Origin of the sequence: Wolbachia endosymbiont of Dirofilaria (Dirofilaria) immitis (genome assembly GCF_013365455.1) — a bacterium.
In the GTDB taxonomy this organism is placed as follows: domain Bacteria; phylum Pseudomonadota; class Alphaproteobacteria; order Rickettsiales; family Anaplasmataceae; genus Wolbachia.
The window spans coordinates 140,048-162,224 of record NZ_CP046578.1 but is presented as its reverse complement, the minus strand read 5'-3'; the positions used below and the strand labels follow the sequence as shown (position 1 = coordinate 162,224).

General features: G+C 33.5%; 13 protein-coding genes. 6 read left to right on the top strand and 7 right to left on the bottom strand.

Annotation, left to right across the window (positions count from 1 at the left end):
* Positions 1 to 118: 118 nt before the first annotated feature.
* From gyrB to GOY12_RS00540, 3 genes are all read right to left on the bottom strand, one after another.
* Positions 119 to 2,491, bottom strand: a complete 2,373-nt coding sequence (gyrB, locus tag GOY12_RS00550) for a DNA topoisomerase (ATP-hydrolyzing) subunit B (protein ID WP_175818155.1) — start codon at positions 2,489 to 2,491, stop codon at positions 119 to 121.
* Between the two features lie 1,084 nt (positions 2,492 to 3,575).
* Positions 3,576 to 4,328: an alpha/beta hydrolase gene (locus GOY12_RS00545; protein WP_175818154.1), complete on the bottom strand. Its 753-nt coding sequence runs from the start codon at positions 4,326 to 4,328 to the stop codon at positions 3,576 to 3,578.
* A 3-nt stretch (positions 4,329 to 4,331) separates the two neighbouring features.
* Positions 4,332 to 4,859, bottom strand: a complete 528-nt coding sequence (locus GOY12_RS00540) for a c-type cytochrome (RefSeq protein WP_175818153.1) — start codon at positions 4,857 to 4,859, stop codon at positions 4,332 to 4,334.
* A 139-nt stretch (positions 4,860 to 4,998) separates the two neighbouring features.
* Between GOY12_RS00540 and recJ the strand changes: the two genes are divergently transcribed.
* The gene (gene recJ, locus GOY12_RS00535) at positions 4,999 to 6,738 is read left to right on the top strand and encodes a single-stranded-DNA-specific exonuclease RecJ (protein ID WP_175818152.1); all 1,740 of its coding nucleotides are present in this window, start codon (positions 4,999 to 5,001) and stop codon (positions 6,736 to 6,738) included.
* A 206-nt stretch (positions 6,739 to 6,944) separates the two neighbouring features.
* On the opposite strand, the gene GOY12_RS00530 is transcribed toward recJ, so the two are convergent.
* Positions 6,945 to 7,415: a hypothetical protein gene (locus tag GOY12_RS00530; RefSeq protein ID WP_175818151.1), complete on the bottom strand. Its 471-nt coding sequence runs from the start codon at positions 7,413 to 7,415 to the stop codon at positions 6,945 to 6,947.
* 74 nt (positions 7,416 to 7,489) lie between these two features.
* Here GOY12_RS00530 and miaA point away from each other — a divergent pair, with 74 nt between their 5' ends.
* Positions 7,490 to 8,377 carry a tRNA (adenosine(37)-N6)-dimethylallyltransferase MiaA gene (miaA, locus tag GOY12_RS00525; protein WP_175818150.1) on the top strand — a complete coding sequence of 296 codons (888 nt, stop codon included), beginning with the start codon at positions 7,490 to 7,492 and terminating at the stop codon, positions 8,375 to 8,377.
* Between the two features lie 1,452 nt (positions 8,378 to 9,829).
* On the top strand, positions 9,830 to 9,940 hold the full coding sequence (locus GOY12_RS03680) for a P-loop NTPase family protein (RefSeq protein WP_369406217.1): 111 nt from the start codon (positions 9,830 to 9,832) through the stop codon (positions 9,938 to 9,940).
* A 324-nt stretch (positions 9,941 to 10,264) separates the two neighbouring features.
* Here the strand turns inward: GOY12_RS03680 and purH are convergent, their stop codons facing one another.
* The 3 genes from purH to GOY12_RS00505 all read right to left on the bottom strand — a co-directional run bounded on the left by purH (position 10,265) and on the right by GOY12_RS00505 (position 16,832).
* On the bottom strand, positions 10,265 to 11,788 hold the full coding sequence (gene purH, locus GOY12_RS00515; protein WP_175818149.1) for a bifunctional phosphoribosylaminoimidazolecarboxamide formyltransferase/IMP cyclohydrolase: 1,524 nt from the start codon (positions 11,786 to 11,788) through the stop codon (positions 10,265 to 10,267).
* Positions 11,789 to 13,185: 1,397 nt separating this feature from the next.
* On the bottom strand, positions 13,186 to 14,577 hold the full coding sequence (gene fumC / locus GOY12_RS00510; RefSeq protein WP_175818148.1) for a class II fumarate hydratase: 1,392 nt from the start codon (positions 14,575 to 14,577) through the stop codon (positions 13,186 to 13,188).
* A 677-nt stretch (positions 14,578 to 15,254) separates the two neighbouring features.
* Positions 15,255 to 16,832, bottom strand: a complete 1,578-nt coding sequence (locus GOY12_RS00505) for a lysine--tRNA ligase (protein ID WP_175818147.1) — start codon at positions 16,830 to 16,832, stop codon at positions 15,255 to 15,257.
* A gap of 65 nt (positions 16,833 to 16,897) precedes the next feature.
* Between GOY12_RS00505 and GOY12_RS00500 the strand changes: the two genes are divergently transcribed.
* Genes GOY12_RS00500 through GOY12_RS00490 form a run of 3 tightly spaced genes read left to right on the top strand, consistent with a single transcriptional unit; the run spans position 16,898 to position 22,145 of the window.
* A complete protein-coding gene (locus GOY12_RS00500) occupies positions 16,898 to 17,191 on the top strand; it encodes a type IV secretion system protein VirB3 (protein ID WP_175818146.1) in 294 nt (97 codons plus the stop codon).
* A gap of 9 nt (positions 17,192 to 17,200) precedes the next feature.
* On the top strand, positions 17,201 to 19,606 hold the full coding sequence (locus GOY12_RS00495) for a VirB4 family type IV secretion/conjugal transfer ATPase (RefSeq protein ID WP_175818145.1): 2,406 nt from the start codon (positions 17,201 to 17,203) through the stop codon (positions 19,604 to 19,606).
* Positions 19,599 to 22,145 carry a TrbL/VirB6 family protein gene (locus tag GOY12_RS00490; protein WP_175818144.1) on the top strand — a complete coding sequence of 849 codons (2,547 nt, stop codon included), beginning with the start codon at positions 19,599 to 19,601 and terminating at the stop codon, positions 22,143 to 22,145. The genes GOY12_RS00495 and GOY12_RS00490 overlap by 8 nt, the downstream gene beginning before the upstream one ends.
* The last annotated feature ends 32 nt before the right edge of the window (positions 22,146 to 22,177 follow it).

Genomic DNA, 22,177 nt, shown 5'->3' with positions numbered 1-22,177 from the left:
ATGTAAAATTATAGAACATTACCTGCAAAGACAGCGCATTAACCATTACATATCCCAACAAAAAAAGATTACCATGAAGAGATATAGTACAGAACTAATAAACAAAAGTAAAAGAAAGTTAAACATCAATATCATGCACATTGAGTGCATTATCATTGATAAAATTACGGCGTGGTTCAACTATATCACCCATTAACACTGAGAATATGTTATCTGCTTCTTCACAATTTTTTATTTCAACTTTTAGTAAAGTCCTGGTTTCTGGATTGAGCGTAGTCTCCCAAAGCTGATCAGCATTCATCTCACCAAGACCTTTAAATCTTTGTAGAGTTAAACCTTTTTTACCATACTCCATCATTATTTTTGCAAGTGCACTCGGAGATTTAATCTTTATTTCAGTTTCTTGTGATTTTAAAAATGAATCACCATCAAATAAATCAATTATATCATCAAGAAAACTTAATATACTAAGCATTTCTTTACTTCCAAGCATGCTAAGTTGGAATACATACTTATCTGCTAACCCTTGAAATAATTTAGAAATATGAATTTCTTCATCCTTTACCTCTACTTCCCAAGTATATTTGCTATAAATCAACTTTAAATATTTCAATATCTCACTGGTAGATGACAAGGCATTTTTTTTGCTTAAGATCAGCAGCGATTCCAACAAGCTTTGTGGTATTTCCCTATCATAATTTTTGCTAATGTTTGAAATACTAAGGCATTTATTTAAAACAAAGCGTAAATCCCTGTTGATATTATTTAATGTCAATCTTTTAACCGCTAAGTTTACTATATATTCCTCAAAGGTTTTATCATCTTTAATATAAGTATCTTTAGTATTTTTTGTAACCTTATAAAGAGGCGGTTGTGCTATATATAAATAGCCTTTTTCAATTATTTCACGCATATATCGAAAGAAAAATGTCAAGAGCAGAGTTCTAATATGTGAACCATCAACATCTGCATCCGTCATAATGATAATTTTATGGTACCTAGCCTTCTTAATATCAAAATGCCCATCTCCTACTCCTGTACCGATCGCTGTAACTAAGGAACCAATTTCTGCAGATGAAAAGATACGATCAAGTCCCACACGTTCCACATTCAAAATTTTTCCTTTTAAGGCAAGTACCGCTTGTGTTTTTCGGTTACGACCCTGCTTTGCAGAGCCACCTGCAGAATTACCTTCTACTATAAATAACTCCGATAACTCAGGAATTTTTTCTTGACAATCAGCAAGTTTTCCAGGAAGAGTTGCAACATCAATATTATTTTTATTCTTAACTAATTCTCGCGCTCTCCTTGCAGCTTCTCTTCCTTTAGCCGATCTGATAGCTCTTTCTACTATACTTATTGCCAATTCTGGATCAGTTTCAAGCATTGAACTTAATTTATCAAAAACTATATTTTCTACAACCGTGCGCGCTTCAGAACTAACTAATTTATCTTTTGTTTGTGAAGAAAACTTAGGGTCAGGCATCTTAAGAGATAAAACACAAGTTAACCCCTCTCTAATATCCTCTCCAGTTAAATTTACTTTCGCTTTTTTCAAAAAACCCTCATTAGTTGCATAGGCATTGATACACCTAGTTAATGCAGACCTAAACCCTGCCAAATGTGTACCACCACCCCGTTGTTTAATATTATTTGTGAAGCACAACATATTCTCATAGTAAGAGTCATTCCACCCCATCGAGATCTCCACACTAATACCAAGATCCTTTGCATCACCTCTAATGCTAGCAATCTTAGTAACATGCGTCTTATTTTTATCTAAATATCGTACAAAATTTGCTGTGCCAAAATTGTTTTTAGATTGTTTACTACCATTAAAATAAGATTCTATATGTGGTCTACTGCGTAAGTCACACAAAGCAATGCTGATATTCGAATTTAAAAACGCTAATTCTCTAATACGACTCTCAAGAGTAGAGTAGCTAAAATCAATGCTACTAAAAATTTCTGTTGATGGCATAAATGTTACTCTTGTTCCTCTTTTATTTGTGCTCTCATTTACTACCTTCAAGGGTTCAACAGACTTACCACCTTCAAAGCGTATAAAATACTCTTTCCTATTACGCCAAATAGTTAATTCTAACCAGCTAGATAATGCATTTACAACCGAAATCCCAACACCATGTAACCCACCGGAAACTTTGTAGCTATTGTTATCAAATTTACCACCTGCATGCAACTGGGTCATTATTACCTCCGCTGCTGATATTCCTTCTTCCTCATGAATACCAGTTGGAATACCACGACCATTATCAGTCACAGATACTGAACCACCTTCATTTATACTAATTTCAATTTCATCACAACACCCAGCTAAAGACTCATCTATCGCATTATCAATAACCTCATATACCATATGATGCAGACCAGACCCATCATCAGTATCACCAATGTACATACCTGGACGCTTTTTTACAGCATCAAGACCCCTTAAGATTTTTATTGCATCAGCGTCGTAGTTACTTTCCACGGAATTGCTTTATTTATAAATATTAATTAATATTACATTTACATATGCTGATTAGCAATCATTTTTAAGCCGAAAGAAAGACTTTCAGCTGTGATACATAAACAAAATATACTAAATTACTCATGCAAAGTGAATTTACATACTACTTCAACATACAAACTAAACAAAATAATTATAGGACCTCACTTTATATTTTAAGGCAAATAGCTAAAATATAATTTGCTCACCTTTTTCATCGAGCCTCTCAATTCTATGTAAAATTAAATTATTCATACATTTTTAATTCTTATCCTTCCTATTCATCAATTACTTTATTACTAAATCGTTAACCATTTTCTAATGATCTTTTATATATAGTCATAATATACATCAATACTTCAGACAATAATTTCAGCACCTATCATGAATCTTTTCTTACTCTTTTTTTAAAAGAAGTTACTGAGGTTTTTCTTAGCCATTTTAGAGAAATTTTTACACAATAGCTCTTTTTATAATTCCTATTAGCTTTCCTTTAACCTAATTTAACCACTACCGATAAGTACAAATGAACTTATATAAGAAAAAAAAGAATAGGAAAAACCTACTTATTAGTAATAATTATGTTAATAAATCTTTTGATTTCCAGTACTATAATAAGCATCTTACACTCTTTATTATAGAATTTATTCCTCATTTATAATATTTTATTAGAGCTTATAACTTTAATATTATCCTCCCAAATCACAGTATACAAAAGAACACATTAATCTCCATCATGCATATCAAAGTTTCTTTAAAAGAACTAAATTCTTTTGATTCATCCCTCAACCACTTTTGGCTAAGGGTGCTTAGCCAACTCTGATCACTTCTTTCTCCTACAATATCAGAAAGCAAATTCAATATATAATAAAAACCTTAAGTTCTTCTGAACTTAGCTTTCCTCTTGCACTTTTTACTCCCAAGGATAATACCCTTCTATTTCCTTCATAATACAAGATTACAAATATGTAAACGCATGTCACTAAGACTTATCATCAAGTTTTTATTAATATTACACTAATACAATTAAAGCTCCCACCAATAAATCCAGCAAATATGAACTATTCTAATCACTATACGGTGAACAAAATTCCCTAATGGTCTGAAATAAAATTTCTAATGAACGATTGTCAGACATATTATGTTCTGCTGATTTAATCAAGTGTACTTCAACATCAAGTGATTTAATTTTTTTAGCCAAATTTAATGAAGTCTGATAAGGAACATCTTTATCATTAATACTATGTAACAAGCGCACAGGAGAACTTATATCTATCCTTTCTTTATTCAAAAGAAGGTTCTTTCTACCATCTTCTATCAAATTCTTGGTTATTTTGTATGTACAACCCTCTGAAGTAAAATCCACTATACCTTTAGAATCTAGCTCTTCTTTCTGTTTGCCTGATAACTGCCTGAATATTAAATCTTCAGTAAAATCAGGAGCAGATGATATACCAATTAATGCTGAAATCCTTTCTGGAAATTGAAGAACAGTAAGCAACATCAGCCACCCACCCATACTTGAACCTATAACTATCTGTTTACCGCTAGTTAACTCACTAATGACTCTAGCACAATTTTTCCGCCAATCACTTACTGTGTAATCAATAAAATTACCACTTGAATAACCATGACCAAAATAATCAAACAGTACAAGTTCCACATTATTTTCTTGGCAAAATCTATAAATAGCAGTTGCTTTAGTCCCATTCATATTAGACGCAAACCCACTAAAAAAGATTATAGAAGCTCTTACCCCCTGTAGCTTCCGATATGCTATATACCTACCATTTTCATCAAATAACTTATAATAATCCATATATTATTTCGGCAAATCAACTGGACTATCGCTTAATAGCCGTAAATAGCTGACTAAGTCAGCTATTTCTTGTGGATTAGAAATACCTGCAAACGCCATGCGTGTCCCTTTTATATAAGCTTGCGGATTCTTTAAAAAGACAAATAATTCTTCATATCCCCACTTCCCACCCTTTTCGAGCATTGCCTTTGAGTAATTAAATGCGTTACCAAGGTGGGCTTTTTCATTTCCAACTACATTCCATAAATTCGGCCCTACCCTATTAAACCCACCTTTCTCAAAACTATGACAAGCTATACACTTCTTTACAGCTAATTTACCTTTCTCAAAGCTGGCATTCTGCATGAGAGCACCAATATCAAGCGCTATTTGCTCGATCTTTTGTTGAAGTTCACTGCCACCAGCAGTTACTATCGTTTGGTGTTCAACCTCATATTTCTCTGGACTATAAAGCACATCAACTACGTTACTGACTATCATAATCATAAGCCCAGAAAGAAGAATGGATGCTGCAACTTTATTAAGTTCCATAGTTAATCTTTATCAACTAGCATTATAAGTAATACAAATATTTCTACAAACAGCAAGCAATTAATTTACAAATAGTTAACTCATCTTTCAATAGAGCAAAATCAAAAATTCTGGTAAAGTAGTTTTATTTACAAAAAATATGCTATTTGATATCGAAAAGCGCAGCATAACAAACGTATTATGGAAGTTGCAAGAAGCTGACCAAAGAGAAGTCTTAACCCTAATCCAGAAGTTTGAATTACCAGAAACATTAGCAAGAACACTCGTCACTCGTGGTGTTAATATAGAAAATGCAGGCAATTTTCTGTATCCACTAATCAGATTACTACTACCAGATCCATTTCACCTCCTTGACATGGATAAGGCTGTTTACCGCATAATACAAGCAATAAATGATGATGAAAATATAGCAATATTTGGTGACTACGATGTCGACGGCGCAACATCATCAGCATTGATTAATAGATATCTCAGAATGATTGGTGTATACTCTATTACTTACATTCCAGATCGCATTAATGAGGGCTATGGATTAAACTCAGATGCCTTATTACAACTTAAAAATGAAGGCATTAACTTATGTATTTCAGTTGATTGCGGCACGCTTGCATACCAGCCAATAAAAGATGCAAAAAACTTTGGCCTTGATATTATAGTTATTGACCATCACCTTAGCGTAGAAAAGCTACCAAGCGCTGTGGCAGTTGTTAACCCAAACCGTCTTGATGAGAGCTCTCCTTACAGTGACCTTGCAGCAGTTGGAGTATCATTTTTAATGGTTGTTGCTCTTAATAAGAGCCTACGCGAACAGGGATTTTTCACTAACAGAAAAGAACCAAATTTATTTGATCTGCTAGATCTAGTTGCTCTTGGTACTGTTTGTGATGCTATGCAGATTACTGGCCTTAATAGAGCATTCGTCTCACAAGGATTAAAAGTTATGTCAACAAGAAAAAACGTTGGCTTACGCATTTTGTCTGATGCGTTAGGAATCATTGAAAAGCCAAGTGTTTCTCGGTTGGGCTTTAATATTGGACCATGCATAAATGCTGGAGGAAGAATTGGAGAAGCATCGCTAGGTGCAAGGCTGCTCTCTACAAATGACGAAGAAGAAGCACATTCCATTGCATTAAAATTAATAAATTTAAATAATACAAGAAAGATGATGGAAAATGAGGCTTTTTCAGAGGCTATAACACAAGTGGAAAAATCTACCTATTCAAGCAGAAATTTTATAATAGTAAGTGGTAATTGGCATCAAGGAATAATTGGCATAATTGCATCAAAGTTAAAAGAGCAGTTCCACTTACCAGCAATAGTAATATCTCTAAGCAATGGAATAGGGAAAGCAAGTTGCAGGTCAATTCCTGAAGTCAACATCGGTGCTGCAATCCTTTCTGCAAAGTATATGAATTTAATTATTGAAGGTGGTGGCCATAGTATGGCAGCAGGTTTTTTAATTAGAGAAGATAAAATAAATGACCTACGTCACTTTTTTACTAAGAAGCTCACAAACCACATAAATGATAAAGTTTTGAAAGCTGATGGTATAGTAACTGTCAAAGCAATAAACCTATCTCTATGGAATCAATTACAACGCTTAGAGCCATTCGGTATTGGTAATCCTGAGCCAAGATTCATTATCCAAGGAGTAAAGATCAAAAAACCTAAAATTGTAGGAGTTGACCATATAAAATGCTTCATTGTTGATAATGATGCCATGGTCAGAGCTATTGCGTTTCGTTCTGTAAATACTCATCTTGGTTCTGCTATCATACAGGGCAATGTTAAAGCTGTTTTAGGCAAAATCTTCATGAGTTACTGGAATGGGAATGAATTTATACAGTTTTTAATAGAAGATGTACTGACCATTAATTGAGCAACCTCATAAAAACAAATTTAAGTCTTCTAGACTTGAGCAATTAAACAAATACTTGATAAATTTCGTTAACTTTCTACCTAAAGCAGATCATCCTGTATAGATTAAGATGATAGGAGCACCATAATACTTAAACTTTTTATGTTATGTTACACCTTACACTTAGTTATTATATAAAAAGCTATACAAAGCCTACAGCAAACTTACTACAGACCAAACTCTTCATTAATTTTATCAACTATTCCCTGTGGTGGATTTTCTCCCCATCCTGAATATAAAATCTCTCCATAATCTGCAACATCCATAGAACCAGTTCTGCTTTTTGCAAGAAACATTTCCCTCTTATCTTTATCAATTAATACATAGTGCCATGCTGACCTTCCACGATCTTTACCACGAACTAGATATATGAGATCTGATCTACTTCTTCTTGTTACATCAACAAAGGATCTCTTATTGAAAGTTCTACTCTTGCTTTTTATGCCGCTACTTTCGGAAAAAGCTTGATTAGATTCAGTTTTTCTGTTCGCTAATTCAGAGATTTTTCCTTTTTCTCCTAACACACGTTCCTTTGTGTTTTGAGATAAATATCTATTAAAAAAACTTTCCCCTGCGTGACCAGAAGTCCTATTTGAAAAACGCTTAGTAAATGAATTATTATCGTTGTTCCCTGCCATAAAAGTCTCCGAACTTTAGATTATAGAATCCAAATTTTTACCACACTCTATTACATGTTAGTTAAATTAAATAAATGAGAGATAGTATAATAATTATTACAGGAATTACAGCTTCAGGCAAATCAGAATTATGCAATAATCTAACGAAAGAATATTTAGACATTAGAATAATAAACTGTGACTCAAAGCAGGTATATAAAGAAATTCCCATAATTACCGCTCAGCCATCGAAACAAGAAAAACCTTATAAATTGTATGGATATGTTTCAGCAAGAGAAAACTATTCCGTGGGTTTATGGCTAAAAGATTTAAAAAAGGAAATCAATAATACACTAGAAAATTTGCAAGTACCCATCATCACTGGAGGAAGCGGTCTTTATATCAGCAGTTTGATCAAAGGCTTATCATCAACTCCACAAATAAGTAAAGAAGTAAGAAAAAATGTAATTGAGTTCAGGAAAAACTTAAGCAAAGAAGAGTTTTACAAATTAGTGCTAAATAAAGACCCAAAAATTAGAGGTAAAATATTTATGAACGATTCATATCGCCTTTCAAGAGCACTTGAAGTTATTACTGAAACTGGTAAGTCAATTCTCACGTGGCAAAAAAATAGACAGCCTCCTTTGCTCAATAATTTTAAGATATATACAATTTTACCTAAACGCGAGGACGTATATCAAAAAATAAATTCCCGCTTTATTACAATGGTCAAGAATGGAGCGATTGATGAAGTAAAAAATCTACTTAGCATGAACCTAGACTCATGTTTGCCAGCTATGAAAGCACACGGAGTACCAGAAATTATAAAATACTTAAAAGGTGAGATTACTCTAAACGAAGCAATACAAATTGCCCAAACAAATACAAGACGTTATGCAAAGCGCCAGTACACTTGGTTTAAAAATCAATTTCCAAATTCTGAAATAATCGACTGCGTAGAAAAATTTACGCTCTCCCTTTGACTTAGTACAGTTTTTTTACTACTTGTCCTGTACAGCAGCCTCGATACTATTAATTGACAATTTAACACTTTTTTAAGTATTTTTTATTTTAAGAGTTTAATAAAGTCACCTTTTATCATAATTACACACCTTTCTCTTCTCTCATTTCTATATTATTAGTATAGCCAAAAATACTCTAATCAATTAAAAAAAACTCCTTAAATAACATCAAACAAACTTTTACTTTATTGTATCTCATTTACTACTAGCTAATCTTTTATCCCTTTAAAAATAGCAAAAGACAAATTACAACTTTAATACTACCCAAACTCTGTTGCGGAAATAAAGTGATTGACTTGTTATTTTATAAGCCATTCGGTTATATAAATAGAAGCAAACTACCACTTGATACTTAAGCCAGAGAATTTACAGCTTTCGTGGCAAGAGTTTGTGAGCATCAGCCACCTACCCTTAGAGGCAGACCATACAAAATAGTCGTTGAAAGTGAAAGCCAGTACATAGTACACTCATAGTCTTTTTTTTTAACTATTTAATTAAATATTAACATAAACTAATTTCCAATCAGAACCAGTGTAATTATCAGTAGAAAATTCGAAAAATTTGCCAAGCATTGGTAAATCGCTCATGCAGATTATGTATTACTTAACATCAGCCTGTTCAAAGAAATAGCTCGCACAGAACCGGTTTGCCAACTATGTCGTGGTGACATCACCAATAAAGATATTAGGAATATAATAAGCTCTAATTCAAAAGAACTACCCAATTTGCCAAAGTGGATAGATATCAAATTAATCAGACAAAAAAATAGCTAAGTTGGAGAGAAAGTATCATAAAGTTACACAAGCCAAGCTCATTAACTGAAGCGGAAGTTTTCAAGAAAAGGCTTTATCTTATACTGACATAAAGGTTGCTCTACTTACTAGACTTACACTTAAGAAAAAAAGATTATCATGAACGAACTTATAAATGGTATTTAAATATAGCGATTGGCACTCACGCACTACTTCAAGCCAATATTATATTTAAAAATCTGGGATTTACAGTTATAAATGAACAACACAGATTTGAGTGATGCAGAGAAATAGTTTAGCAAAAAAAAGGAAGAAATGCTAATATACTTTTCGTCACTGCAACTTCAATTTTAATAACTTTGTCACAAGCTATATATGGCAATATTGAATGTTTATCTTTAATGAAAAAATCAAAATCCAGATTAGTAATAAAAACTGCCACTATAAATACTAAGAAAATATTAGATATTATTGAAAGGCTCAAGGGTACTATAAATAGAGACAAAAAAGCATATTGGATTCATCTATACATAGTAGGAAATGAGGAGCTAAATATCACTGCAGCAGAGATATGCGCTTTCATAAATTAAAAAAACATTCCTTGATAGAGTTATAGTTATAATATACAGGAAACTTAACCCAGAAGCAGAAAGATCAAACTATACTCTCTTTCAAAATAGGTAAATTCGCTTTTCTTACTGCAACTACTGTGACAGAAGTCGGCATAGATATACTGAATGTAACCATTATGATTATAGAAAATGTAGAGTAATTTGGATTATCACAACTGAATCAACTAAGAGGTAGAGGAGATATTTTAGGCATAAAATAATCAGAATGCGTGGAATTTAAATTTGCTGATTTATCTAAGAATAGAGAGCACTTAATCCTGCACACAGCAATGCAAAAAGCATAATGGCTGAAGATAAATCCTTCAAATTACTTCTTGATATATTTAAATACAGAAATAGGTTACATTTCTCAAAATCCAGTAGATCTATTGCACAGCTCTGCATTATTGATGATGTAAAGAATCATATATATTCACAAAGTTATGATGGCATAAAAAGAAAATTCCTAGCATAAGATATAAAACCTAATGAAAGAAGCTACGAATACCAGTAAAAAACATGGCAATTTTACTCTCATTTGCAGCTGCTATCACATCTTGATCTTTGAGCGAACCGCCAGGCTGAATTATAGCTGTAACCCCATGCTTTGCACCTTCTATTATGCTATCTGGAAACGGGAAAAATGCATCTGAGGCAAGTACAGCACCTTTACATCTTTCACCTGCTTTTTTTACTGCAATGTTTACACTGTCTATTCTACTTGTTTGCCCTGCACCAATACCAACAGTACATCCACTTTTTGCTATAACTATTGCATTGGACTTCACGTGTTTACATATTTTCCAAGCAAAAATCAGATCTTCTTTTTCTTTTTTCGTTGCGGTGTGCCTAGTCACTTGGCTCATCTCTTCCATTTTTATTGTATAGTTATTACTCTCTTGTACTAAAAAACCACCTACAACGTTTTTGACTTGATACTTTGCATTTCGTTGAAAGGATTCATAAATAACCACTCTTAAATTCTTCTTTTTTTGTAAAACTTTCAATGCTTCACTATTTACTGATGGCATTATCACTACTTCTAAAAAGATCTCACTTAATTTCTCTGCTAGCTTTAAATCTATAGCACGATTTAAAGCTACTATACCACCGAAACTACTAATTTCATCACACGACAAAGCTTTCTCATATGCTTCTAAAGCACTATTACCAACAGCAACACCACATGGGTTATTATGCTTAATTATCACTGCCGTAGGTTCTTCAAATTCAGAAACTATGTTAAGCGCAGACTCTACATCTAATATATTGTTATAACTCAATTCTTTTCCACACACTTTTTTTAGCGGATATTTTGTGAATTGATTGCTATAAAATGCAGCTTTTTGGTGAGGATTCTCCCCATACCTTAGTCCTTGTGCTTTATATCCATATAGAGTAAAAAACTCTGGCAACTCACTACTTCTACTCTGTGATAAAAACCAACTATAAATATTAGAATCATAGTATGCTGCAAGAGCAAACGCTTTAGTTGCTAGATGCTTTCTATACTCTAAAGTTGTTTCATTATTGTTCTCAATCATCTCAACTTTTAGTGTTTCATAATCTTGAATGCTAGAAATGACCGAAGTAAAATGAAAATTTTTTGCTGCAGCTCTAATCAGTGCTACTCCACCAATATCAATTTGTTCTATAATTTGCTTCTCACTTGATCTGCTGCTTACTGTTTCCCAGAACGGATATAGATTAATTATAAGAAGATCTATAGGCTCAATCCCTAGACCTTGTATTTCCTCTCTATGCTTTTCTCGGTCACAAAGTATCCCTCCATGAACTTTAGGATGCAAAGTCTTTACTCTACCATCTAGCACCTCTGGAAATTGAGTATAATCTGAGATTTCCTGTATTTTTATTCCAGCATCAGATAGCATTTTATAAGTATTTCCTGTTGAAAGAACCTTTATTTGTCTCTGTACTAAAAATGATGCAAGATCAATTATATTTGTCTTATCATACACTGATATTAAAGCTCTTTTCACTTTGTACACATAAAGCCTCTTAAGGTTATATACAAAAAAAAGAAGTTGTCTATAGCTTTAATCCTAAACCTTTCAGGTAGAATTTCTTCTTACCAATTGTCAATATTATTTGTGTAGCTTTATAAAGCACAGTCAGCTCTACACTCTGATAATCACATTTTGATATGCTACTATGCCAATTAATTTTCTTAGAAGCATATTACTTTGCGTCAAGCCAATATAAGTACCAACCATTTAAACACCTTTCATACTTTACCATAAATTAACATGTACTACTTATGTTATCTATTTATATTTTAAAGCTTTACATATAAACTATACTTTCTATTATTTCTGTTTCTCTACCTAAATAAGCAAATCTCCTCTATAAAATCTGTTTCTACTTCCTACATATACTTCTTTATCTTGAAAGAAGATCTTATTTAGTTTAAAATACTTTCTACCCCCCCCAATAATTTTCTTTCAAGGAGTCACACAACAGCAAATAGCTTTTATAGTTTCACTATCCTGAACAGCACCATAAACATAGAATAAATACTTTAACTATATAAATTTAGCAACCACATATATCGCCTATAAGGTGTCGTTTCTCTAACCCCGGCAGGGTTACTCATATTGTAATTTTCTCCACCCATAAGCTTTTATTACATGATTGTCCACAATCTTAATAATTAATAGCCACATATCTATAGTTAGATTTTTGGACATTCTTACCATTGGTACACTTCAACATGCTCAAGATCAACTGCCCAATTTTTAACTCTAAGTAAGATTCTACTTCTTCTCTTTCAAACTGAATAGAGCTACAGAGTATAGCATACTTTCGAATTTAGATTATATTATTGACATCTAGAAAATACTATCCTTATTACAAACAGGTATTGGCTAATAAACTACAAGTAAAATAGTAAATCTAACTGATTTTCCTCCTCGCTACCTACAGAACCTATAACGCAATTAAGTTTAAATATTTTACATAAAAAGTTTCTTACGAAACTTCTTTCCTTTCATTAAAAAAGCTACCACCGAGACCTGTTTTCTTTTTCTTTTCCAGATTTCAATACTACGGACTAAAATGACACTAAAAAGTAGATCATTGGTTTTCATATAAATAAACAATTTTATAAAAAAACTAATATATTTTTGCCCAAACAATAATCGTACAAAGACCCTGCTCACTTTATTGCTGATTCCATTCTCACTCTAGCATTGCCTACAAGCATTAAGGACGTAGAAGAAAACTGCGATCACGAGTACTACCTTAAATTGATCACAACTCCGCATATCAACTGTACACTGTAAAGCAAAATTATTACAGATACAGTAAGAAATTAAAAACGTTAGCAGGTAAGAGAATAAAAAGAGTAAAAGAAACTGCCTTGAGCATTAATACTAAAACTAGTAGCTTATAAATTTACCATCTCTTCCGGTTTCACTACTCTTTCAAATTCTTTTTCAGTAAGCAGCCCTAATTTTATTGTAGCTTCTTTTAGAGTAATATTTTCTTTATAGGCAAGCTTTACTATCTTTGCTGCATTATCATATCCTATATGCGTATTTAATATAGTTACTAGCATTAATGACTGGTCCAGTAAATCCTTTATCCTTTTTTCATTTGCTTTAATACCAAGTACACATTTCTCTGCAAAACTTAAACTTACATCAGCTAAAAGCCTTATAGACTGTAAAATATTGTAGATTATTACTGGCTTAAACACATTTAATTCAAAATGACCATTTGAACCACCAATGGTTACGGCAACATGATTCCCTATAACTTGAGTACATACCATGGTTACTGCTTCACATTGAGTTGGATTCACTTTACCTGGCATGATTGAAGAACCAGGTTCATTTTCTGGTAATATTATTTCTCCAATCCCACATCTTGGACCAGAACTAAGTAGCCTAACATCATTTGCAATTTTCATTAAACTCACTGCTACCGTGTTGAGTGCTCCACTTAACTCAACTAAAGCATCATTTGCTGCTAACGCTTCAAACTTGCTTTTTGCTGAAGTAAACGGAAGACCAGTGATTTTTGCTATTTCTTTAGCAAAACTCTCAGCAAAGCCTCGGTTAACGTTCAATCCTGTACCAACTGCAGTGCCACCTTGTGCAAGTTCATACACATTACTCAGAGCTGATTTTATCCTCCCTATTCCCTTCTCAACCTGAGCAACGTAGCCAGAAAACTCTTGCCCCAGTGTTAGAGGCGTTGCATCTTGCAAATGAGTACGTCCTACTTTTATTATACTTTTAAATTCCTTAACCTTATCATTTAATGCTGTATGAAGCCACTCAAGACTTGGAATGAGAGAATGATTTATTTGCCTAGCTGCTGCTATATGCATTGCTGTTGGAAAGGTATCATTCGATGACTGACCACAGTTCACATGGTCATTTGGGTGCACAGGAAATTTACTACCTAAGTTACCACCTAAAATCTCTATTGCACGGTTACTAATCACTTCATTCATATTCATGTTAGTCTGAGTCCCAGACCCAGTTTGCCATATAACAAGCGGAAACTCATCATTGAACTTACCATCTATTACCTCCTGTGCAGCCGTGCAGATTGCACTCCCCACTTTTTCATCTATAGCACCATGCACCACGTTAACGCGTGCTGCTGCAAGCTTCACCATTGCCAACGCTCTAATTAGAGGTTCTGGCATTTTCTCTATACCGATTTTAAAATTCTCCAAGGAACGTTGTGTTTGTGCTCCCCAATAACGTTTACTTGACACCTTTACTTCACCTAAACTATCTGATTCTACCCTAACTTCTCTATCCATATTTCTCTCCTCACATCAAGCAAACTTGAACATAACTTTACTACTACATAATTCCATATGAACATCTCTACCTTTTTACCATCAAACCATTACTAAGCCCTAGTATCAAGTGTACTGATATAACAGTTTAAAAACAACTACCTTTAGAAGATAGATGCCAAGCACTAGCATAACATCCCCTTAGACTCTTAAATTGACTTAGCTATTAATATTAAAAAAATCACTAAATAGAGAAAAAGACAAAGATTGTTAGGGTAGTATTCAAGTAGGCAACACTAAAACCAAAAAAAATATAGATTACAGTGTATGACGCTAAAATAACATCACTTGTTGTAAAAAATAAATATTTGTTCATGAATCACCTTAATACTTGAGAAACTTACCAAGTAAAAAGACTAGAATAGCCAGTATTTAAGTACTACCTACCAATCTCTAAATGTGCTCCTTGCTACCTATCTTCAACACTTTATAAGTGCGTTCAGCGCTTATACAGGCAAAAAAATCACAGAAGTTTATAAAATATACACCACCACATAGTATAAAAACTAAATATGAGACACTAAATATATTATTTTTTATCGCCAACCCCAGAGATTATGAAAGTAAATAAATATCCTTAGTATTCTGATACAAAAATCAATTACAAGCTATCAAGCAACCTCTCTCCTTAATTCTAACTAAAGTGTATGTTTAATAGCACGATCTATAAGAGAAATTGTATTATCTACCCCATAAAGCTTTATGAAAGATCCCATTCTTGGACCAGTTTTTTGGCCAAGTAATGTTCTATATAGTAACTGAAACCAATCGCGTAAACTGCTGTAATTATGCTTCTCTCCAATTGAAAAGACGTAAGATTGAATTTCTTCAGCAGTAGCCATAATAGGTAGAGAATGTAAGGTATTCTTCAAATCTAGCAAAGCTTCTTTCTCCCCTTTACTTGGAGTTTTATATACTTTTGTTGGCTTGATAAAATCATGATAATACTTAACTGCAAAGTCTGAAAGACTGTTGAGCATTTTGCCATTTTCCGGTGTAATATTTGAGATATAAGTGGATATAAAACCTAAAAGAATCTCTTTGTTTTCAGCATTACAAGCTGCCGCCAGATTCAAAAGCAACGAGAAGCTGATACCTGAAATTTCTACATTTGGAACATTACCCTGGTGGATATGCCATACAGGGCTATTTATACACTTTTCTTTATTCTCATTATAACGCTTAACAAACTCCAAATATTTATCAGTCGACCTTGGTATAACATCAAAATGCAAACGTTTAGCCTTTTTAGGATTCTGAAAAATGTATAACGCTAAACTCTCTGCTGGAGCATAAGTGAGCCACTCTTCAATTGAAATACCATTTCCTTTTGATTTTGATATTTTCTTTCCTTCCTTATCAAGAAAAAACTCATAGCAAAATAAAAGTGGCGGCTTTTCTCCAAGAATTTCACATATTTGACTCGAAAGTATAGCAGATGGAGCCAAATCTTTTCCATGAGCTTCATAATTAACTCTAAATGTAGCCCACCTCATTCCCCAATCTGGTTTCCATTGCAATTTACATCTACCTCTTGTTACTGGAACCTCTATCTTCTCTCCATCTACATCCTTGTATGTGACTGTCCCCTTATTGGTATCCTTTTCAATTATTGGAACTTGTAAAACTTGAGAAATTTTTGGACATATTGGCAAAAACGGACTATAGGTTTGCTGCCTTCCTTCTCGGAACGATGGAAGCATTACATTCATCACTTTATCGTAATTTTCTAGCAAAAGTAAAAGTTTTTTATCATAAACACCAGATCTATAGCACTCTGTAGCACTTCTAAATTCATACTCGAAGCTAAACAAATTAAGAAACTTACACAACAGCGAATTCATATGGTGGCCATAACTTTCGTGGGTGCCAAATGGATCTGGTATCATAGTTAATGGCTTATTTAAATGCTCTCTTAGCATTTCCTGATTCGGCATATTATCTGGTATTTTTCGTAAGCCATCCATATCATCAGAAACTACAATGATTCTAATTTTTATACCAGGCGCTATTTCTTTTAGTGCATTCGCAACAACTGTAGTACGAAAAACCTCTCCAAAAGTACCAATATGGGGAAAACCTGAAGGTCCATAACCAGCTTCAAATATTATCTCCTTTTGACTAGGAAATTTTTGCAATATTTTTTCTGCTTCCTGAAATGGCCAGCTTGTCGTCATTGAATTCACATTACTTATCTTACCTAAAGAGCTACTCATTTCAATGGATTTTTAATTAATAATGTAGTATTAGTGTTAGAGCTATTATTCAGGAAAGATAAAAAATGTCTACAGGAAGTATACAAACAAATCAATTATTTAAAGGCCTTACAAGACCTGCAATGCTCTTTGGTGTAAGTTATATGTTTGCAATATTAAATATTTTAATTTGCATGCTAATCTTTATTAATACGAATGATTTTAGAACTTTCTTGATGTTATTTGGGGTACATGGACTTGGTTATATAGCTTCTACAAAAGAACCATTGTTTATTGAACTATTTATGGTAAAATTAAGAAAGTGCTCAAGATGTTCAAACCGTCTCTATCATGGAGCTAATTCTTACGACATTACTTAATGTTATACAATGCTAAGGTTTAGAGCTACCCAATCAAAAAACAAATCTATTCTAGATAGAGAGGTTCATACTGCTGAATTTATACCTTATTCTTACTATTGGAATAGTACAACCTTAATAACAAAACAGAATTGGTTAGTTAAGTTTATAAAACTAAATGGTTTTGCATTTGAAACAGCAGATGATGAAGATCTAATAATACAGAACAATATCAGAAATCAGATGCTGAAAAGCATTTCGTCTCCAGCATTTAGTTTATACTTTCATACTATCAGGCGTAAAAAAAATATTTTTTCTGATGAATCTACAAGCCAAAAATTGCCAAATTTCTTTGCTAATTACGTAAATCTAAAATGGAGAAAAAAACACTCAACAAGGCAATCATTTATCAATGACTTATATATTACAATTATTCGTAGGGCAGATACAAAAGGAGTAGAATTTTTATCATACTTACTAAAAAAATTCGGACATGTAACTTCAAAACATGCTTGGGAAAGTGACATGCGTGCTACTTATGAAGACTTAGAAGAAACAACAAACCGTGTAGTAACAAGCCTTAGAAATTATTCGCCTAAGGTTCTTAGAGTAAAAGAAACCCCAAATGGTCTATTCTGTGAAATAATGGAATTCTTATCTAGAATAATAAATTGTGGCCTCATTACAAATACGCTTTTTCCTTTAAAAACCGAAATATCGAGATACTTACCAGTACATAGGTTATTTTTTGGCCGCAAGACCATACAGGTCGTGACTCACAATGAGAGCAAATATGCTGGAATAGTGAGCATCAAAGAATATGGAAATAACACTTACGCAGGAATGCTTGATCACTTTTTACAACTTCCCTATGAATTTATCATCACACAGTCTTTCCAATTTACAAATAGGCAAATAGCAATTGCAAAAATGCAGATACAACAAAATAGGATGATACAATCTGCAGATAAAGCCATTTCTCAAATAGCAGAAATCTCTCATGCGCTTGATGATGCAATGAGTGGCAAGATTGTGTTTGGCGAACATCACTTAACTATTCTATGTATAGAGAAAAACCCTAAGTCATTAGATAATGCTTTATCGCTAGTAGAATCAGAGCTTTCTAATTGTGGTGTTTACCCTATCCGCGAAAGGGTTAATCTTGAGCCAGCATTTTGGGCACAAATCCCTGGCAATTTCGATTATATAGTGAGAAAAGGTACAATAAGCAGTCTTAACCTGGCTGGCTTTGCATCTCAACATAATTATCCTACTGGTAATAAATTTAACAATCACTGGGGAGATGCTGTTACAGTTTTCGACACAACATCTGGTACACCATTTTTCTTCAACTTTCATATAAGGGATGTTGGACATACTATGATAATTGGTCCAACTGGTTCTGGTAAAACTGTTTTAATGAATTTCTTATGTGCTCAAGCAATGAAATTTTCTCCAAGAATATTCTTTTTTGATAAAGATCGCGGCGCAGAGATTTTCTTAAGAGCACTTGGCGGTGTTTATATTCCAATAGAACCAAGAACTAAAACAAATTTCAATCCTCTGCAACTTGATGACACTCCTGACAATAGAACATTTCTAATGGAATGGATAAAGTCTTTAATCTTAGTGTATAATGATAAATTCACTTCAGAAGATATTGCTAGAATTAATGACGCAGTTGAAGGAAATTTTAAGTTAAAAAAAGAAGACAGATTCTTAAGAAATCTCGTGCCATTTTTAGGACTTGCAGGCCCTGGTACCTTAGCTGGAGCAATATCTATGTGGCATGGTGATGGTTCTCACGCTGCAATATTTGATAACAAAGAGGATTTGCTAGATTTTTCAAAGGCAAGAGTGTTTGGCTTTGAAATGGCTAGCTTGCTCAAAGATTCTATTGCTCTTGGACCGGTTTTAACCTATTTATTTCATAGGATTAGTATTTCTCTTGATGGCACTCCATCTATTATTGTTCTTGATGAGGCATGGGCATTAATAGATAACCCAGTCTTTGCGCCTAAGATAAAAGACTGGTTAAAAGTGCTAAGGAAGCTAAACGCTTTTGTGATTTTTGCCACTCAGAGTGTTGAAGATGCAAGCAAAAGCACCATTAGTGATACACTTATACAACAAACAGCAACACAAATTTTTTTACCAAACTTAAAAGCTACTAGCATCTATCGTGATGTTTTTATGTTAACTGAACGTGAATACATACTAATCAAGCACACAGACCCAACTACTAGGTTTTTTTTGGTAAAACAAGGAGCTAATGCTGTCGTGGCTAGAATAGACCTAAAAGACTTAGATGACATAGTCAATGTATTATCTGGACGTGCAGAAAGTGCTTTATTATTACATGATATATTAAAAGAAGTCGGAGATGACCCGAAAGGATGGTTACCTATATTCTACCAGAGAGTAAAAAATGTTTAAGACCAAACTGTCATTACTACTAACTGCAGTATTTTTACTAAATATAGATTTCTTATTCTTATATCCGGCTTTCGCAGACGTAGTAAGTGGTACTGATAGGACAGAATTTGTTAGCAGATTCAATTTTACTGGAAGCTTTAGCCGTGCCTCTAACCCTGACTGCGGAGTGTTTAAAACAGTTCCAGCACTTGCTGGGATAGCAATTGCTGTTGGTGCAATATTTACTGGTATTGTCTTAACTGTCTCTTCTGCTAGTTTATTTACTAGTCTCATTATTGTTGGAATGATAGCTACAATCGTTGGAGTTTGGAAAGCAATAGGAGGACTTGTAATTTGTGAGCACAGCTTTGTTAGGCACCCAGTTGCACGCGATCATAATGGAAAGTATAAGGATTTTACATTAAGAGACACAAGCTATAGCATACTCGTAAATAAAAACTTTCAAACAGAAGACGAGTATCTTGCTGCATTAAAAGAAAAGTCTGGAAAAAATGGAAAACAAACAGAAAAAGAAATCTTAGACTTTGCTAACTGGGATATTATTAATATTAATAAAAATCATTATTACTGGCCAAAAAATGGTGTGCAGTATAGTGAATACATAGAAGTATGCCATCGCAATCCTTTAACATTTGGTAATCTTTTTAAGAAGAACGACTTTGACTCTAGAGAAAAACCTGGATACATAGATTTTGATGTTAGGGAAAAAGATACTGGATATATAAATGGGTCATGGTCACCAAAAGTTGATGGCGGGCTAGAATGTAAAGTTCTCAAGGCCGGACAGAGCAAAACTATATATGGGTCAATGTTTAAAGCAGTAAGAAAAACAGGCAGGTTGTGTGTGGAGTTAGCTGAAGTTAATACACTTGGCATTAGAATGACCCCTTGGCCACAAGGGGTTGATATAGGATGCACGGAATTACCACCTGACTTAATTGCTCCCATGTGTAAGGAATCTAAGATAAAATTTAATATTGGCAATCTAACCCCTATTGGTCCCGATGAAGATTACAAAACTATTATAAGAAATAATGAAAAAGAGGGAAAAATCTTTATAGGTTATGATAACAAAGATTGTTTTCAAAATTATGTCTCACAAGCTTGTTACAATCAGGCAGGAAGTAAATCATTAGCACCTATTCCCATAACTTCTATGGTAGTACAGTGTATTAAGGAATCATTAGATAACCTAGTCACAGGCAAAGGTACACCAAACGGTGAGAGCTTTATATCTATAGTACAAAAAAGGCTAAAAAATACTGTAACTGCTATCTTAGTTTTAGCTTTAATACTGTTCTCTATAAAAGTCGTATCCGGTGGAGTACGCAGTTCACAAGAAATATATATGCTGATTATCAAATTTGCTCTAGTAATTTACTTTACAACAGGTAGTACCATGTCTCATTATTATAGGGAGTTAACAAAACTTTCAGAAGGTTTATCAGAAATAGTGCTGAAGGCGTCATCTGAAGGTAAAAACATATGTAATTATAAAGCAGAAAAATATGGAGAAGACATTTATCTTGCGCTCTGGGATAGGCTTGATTGCAGAATCTTATTCTACTTAGGAGCACCTTTAGATGGAATCGCTGGAAAAATTGGTACTAGCGGTGTAGGAATATTAGCTATTTTACTCGGTGCTGCTCCTGTTTTATTAGTAACAGGCTCAATAATCGGCATCATTTTTGCTGGCGGACAGATTTTAACAGCTCTTATTTGCATATTTACAGCAGTTATGATGATGATGGTTATTTTGTGGATGTGCTATATATTTATTTTATCTCTAATTGCCTTAAGTGTAATCATCACTTTATCACCCCTGTTTATTCCTATGGTTTTATTCCAACACACTAAAGGATACTTTGATGGTTGGTTGAAGGAATTGATCACTTATAGTCTATACCCAGTTATGCTCTTTGCGTTCTTATCCTTTATGTTTATAGCATGCGATAAAATCTACTTTAAAGATTTACATTTCGAAAAAGAAGAAATCACATTATTAAACAACAAAAAACAGTGGTTTAAATTAAAAGATGGAGAATGTAATAAAAATGAAACCACTCTTGCATGCATGATACAAAACTACAACTTTAAAAAAAGTAGCATACTTGGTTTATTCGATTTTACATACATGGAGTTTAGCAGTTCTCTTATCGGAGAATTATTAAAACTAGCTATAGTATTATTCCTATTTTATCACTTTTTAAATATTCTCCCTAATATAGCTGCAGAACTTGCTGGCAATCCAAGGTCAGCACTTGGCTCTGGCGCTACACCTGGAAAAATGATGTCAAAAGCCTTTTTTGCAACTAAAGCCATTGCCGGAGCTATTGGTAAAGCCCAATTTGGAGATACTGCTGGAGCTGCCAAGAAAGCTAAAGAAAGTATAGAAAGCATAAGATTTTGCGCTGATAACCAAAGCAACAGTGGATTCACTTTTACAAATGCTGGCACTAATACTAGCAAAAGCACTGAAAAAGATATTACTACTGACTCTACAAAAGATACTGCTACTAGTGGTGGTCAAAGTGAGTAATAGATATTTAAACATTTAAGTGATCAAAGCTT

Coding starts and splice junctions, on each gene's coding strand:
- GOY12_RS00490 (WP_175818144.1), top strand. CDS start 19,599: ATGTTTAAGACCAAACTGTCATTACTACTAACTGCAGTATTTTTACTA.
- GOY12_RS00500 (WP_175818146.1), top strand. CDS start 16,898: ATGTCTACAGGAAGTATACAAACAAATCAATTATTTAAAGGCCTTACA.
- fumC (WP_175818148.1), bottom strand. CDS start 14,577: ATGGATAGAGAAGTTAGGGTAGAATCAGATAGTTTAGGTGAAGTAAAG.
- GOY12_RS00545 (WP_175818154.1), bottom strand. CDS start 4,328: ATGGATTATTATAAGTTATTTGATGAAAATGGTAGGTATATAGCATAT.
- miaA (WP_175818150.1), top strand. CDS start 7,490: ATGAGAGATAGTATAATAATTATTACAGGAATTACAGCTTCAGGCAAA.
- GOY12_RS00530 (WP_175818151.1), bottom strand. CDS start 7,415: ATGGCAGGGAACAACGATAATAATTCATTTACTAAGCGTTTTTCAAAT.
- GOY12_RS00540 (WP_175818153.1), bottom strand. CDS start 4,859: ATGGAACTTAATAAAGTTGCAGCATCCATTCTTCTTTCTGGGCTTATG.
- GOY12_RS00505 (WP_175818147.1), bottom strand. CDS start 16,832: ATGAGTAGCTCTTTAGGTAAGATAAGTAATGTGAATTCAATGACGACA.
- GOY12_RS00495 (WP_175818145.1), top strand. CDS start 17,201: ATGCTAAGGTTTAGAGCTACCCAATCAAAAAACAAATCTATTCTAGAT.
- recJ (WP_175818152.1), top strand. CDS start 4,999: ATGCTATTTGATATCGAAAAGCGCAGCATAACAAACGTATTATGGAAG.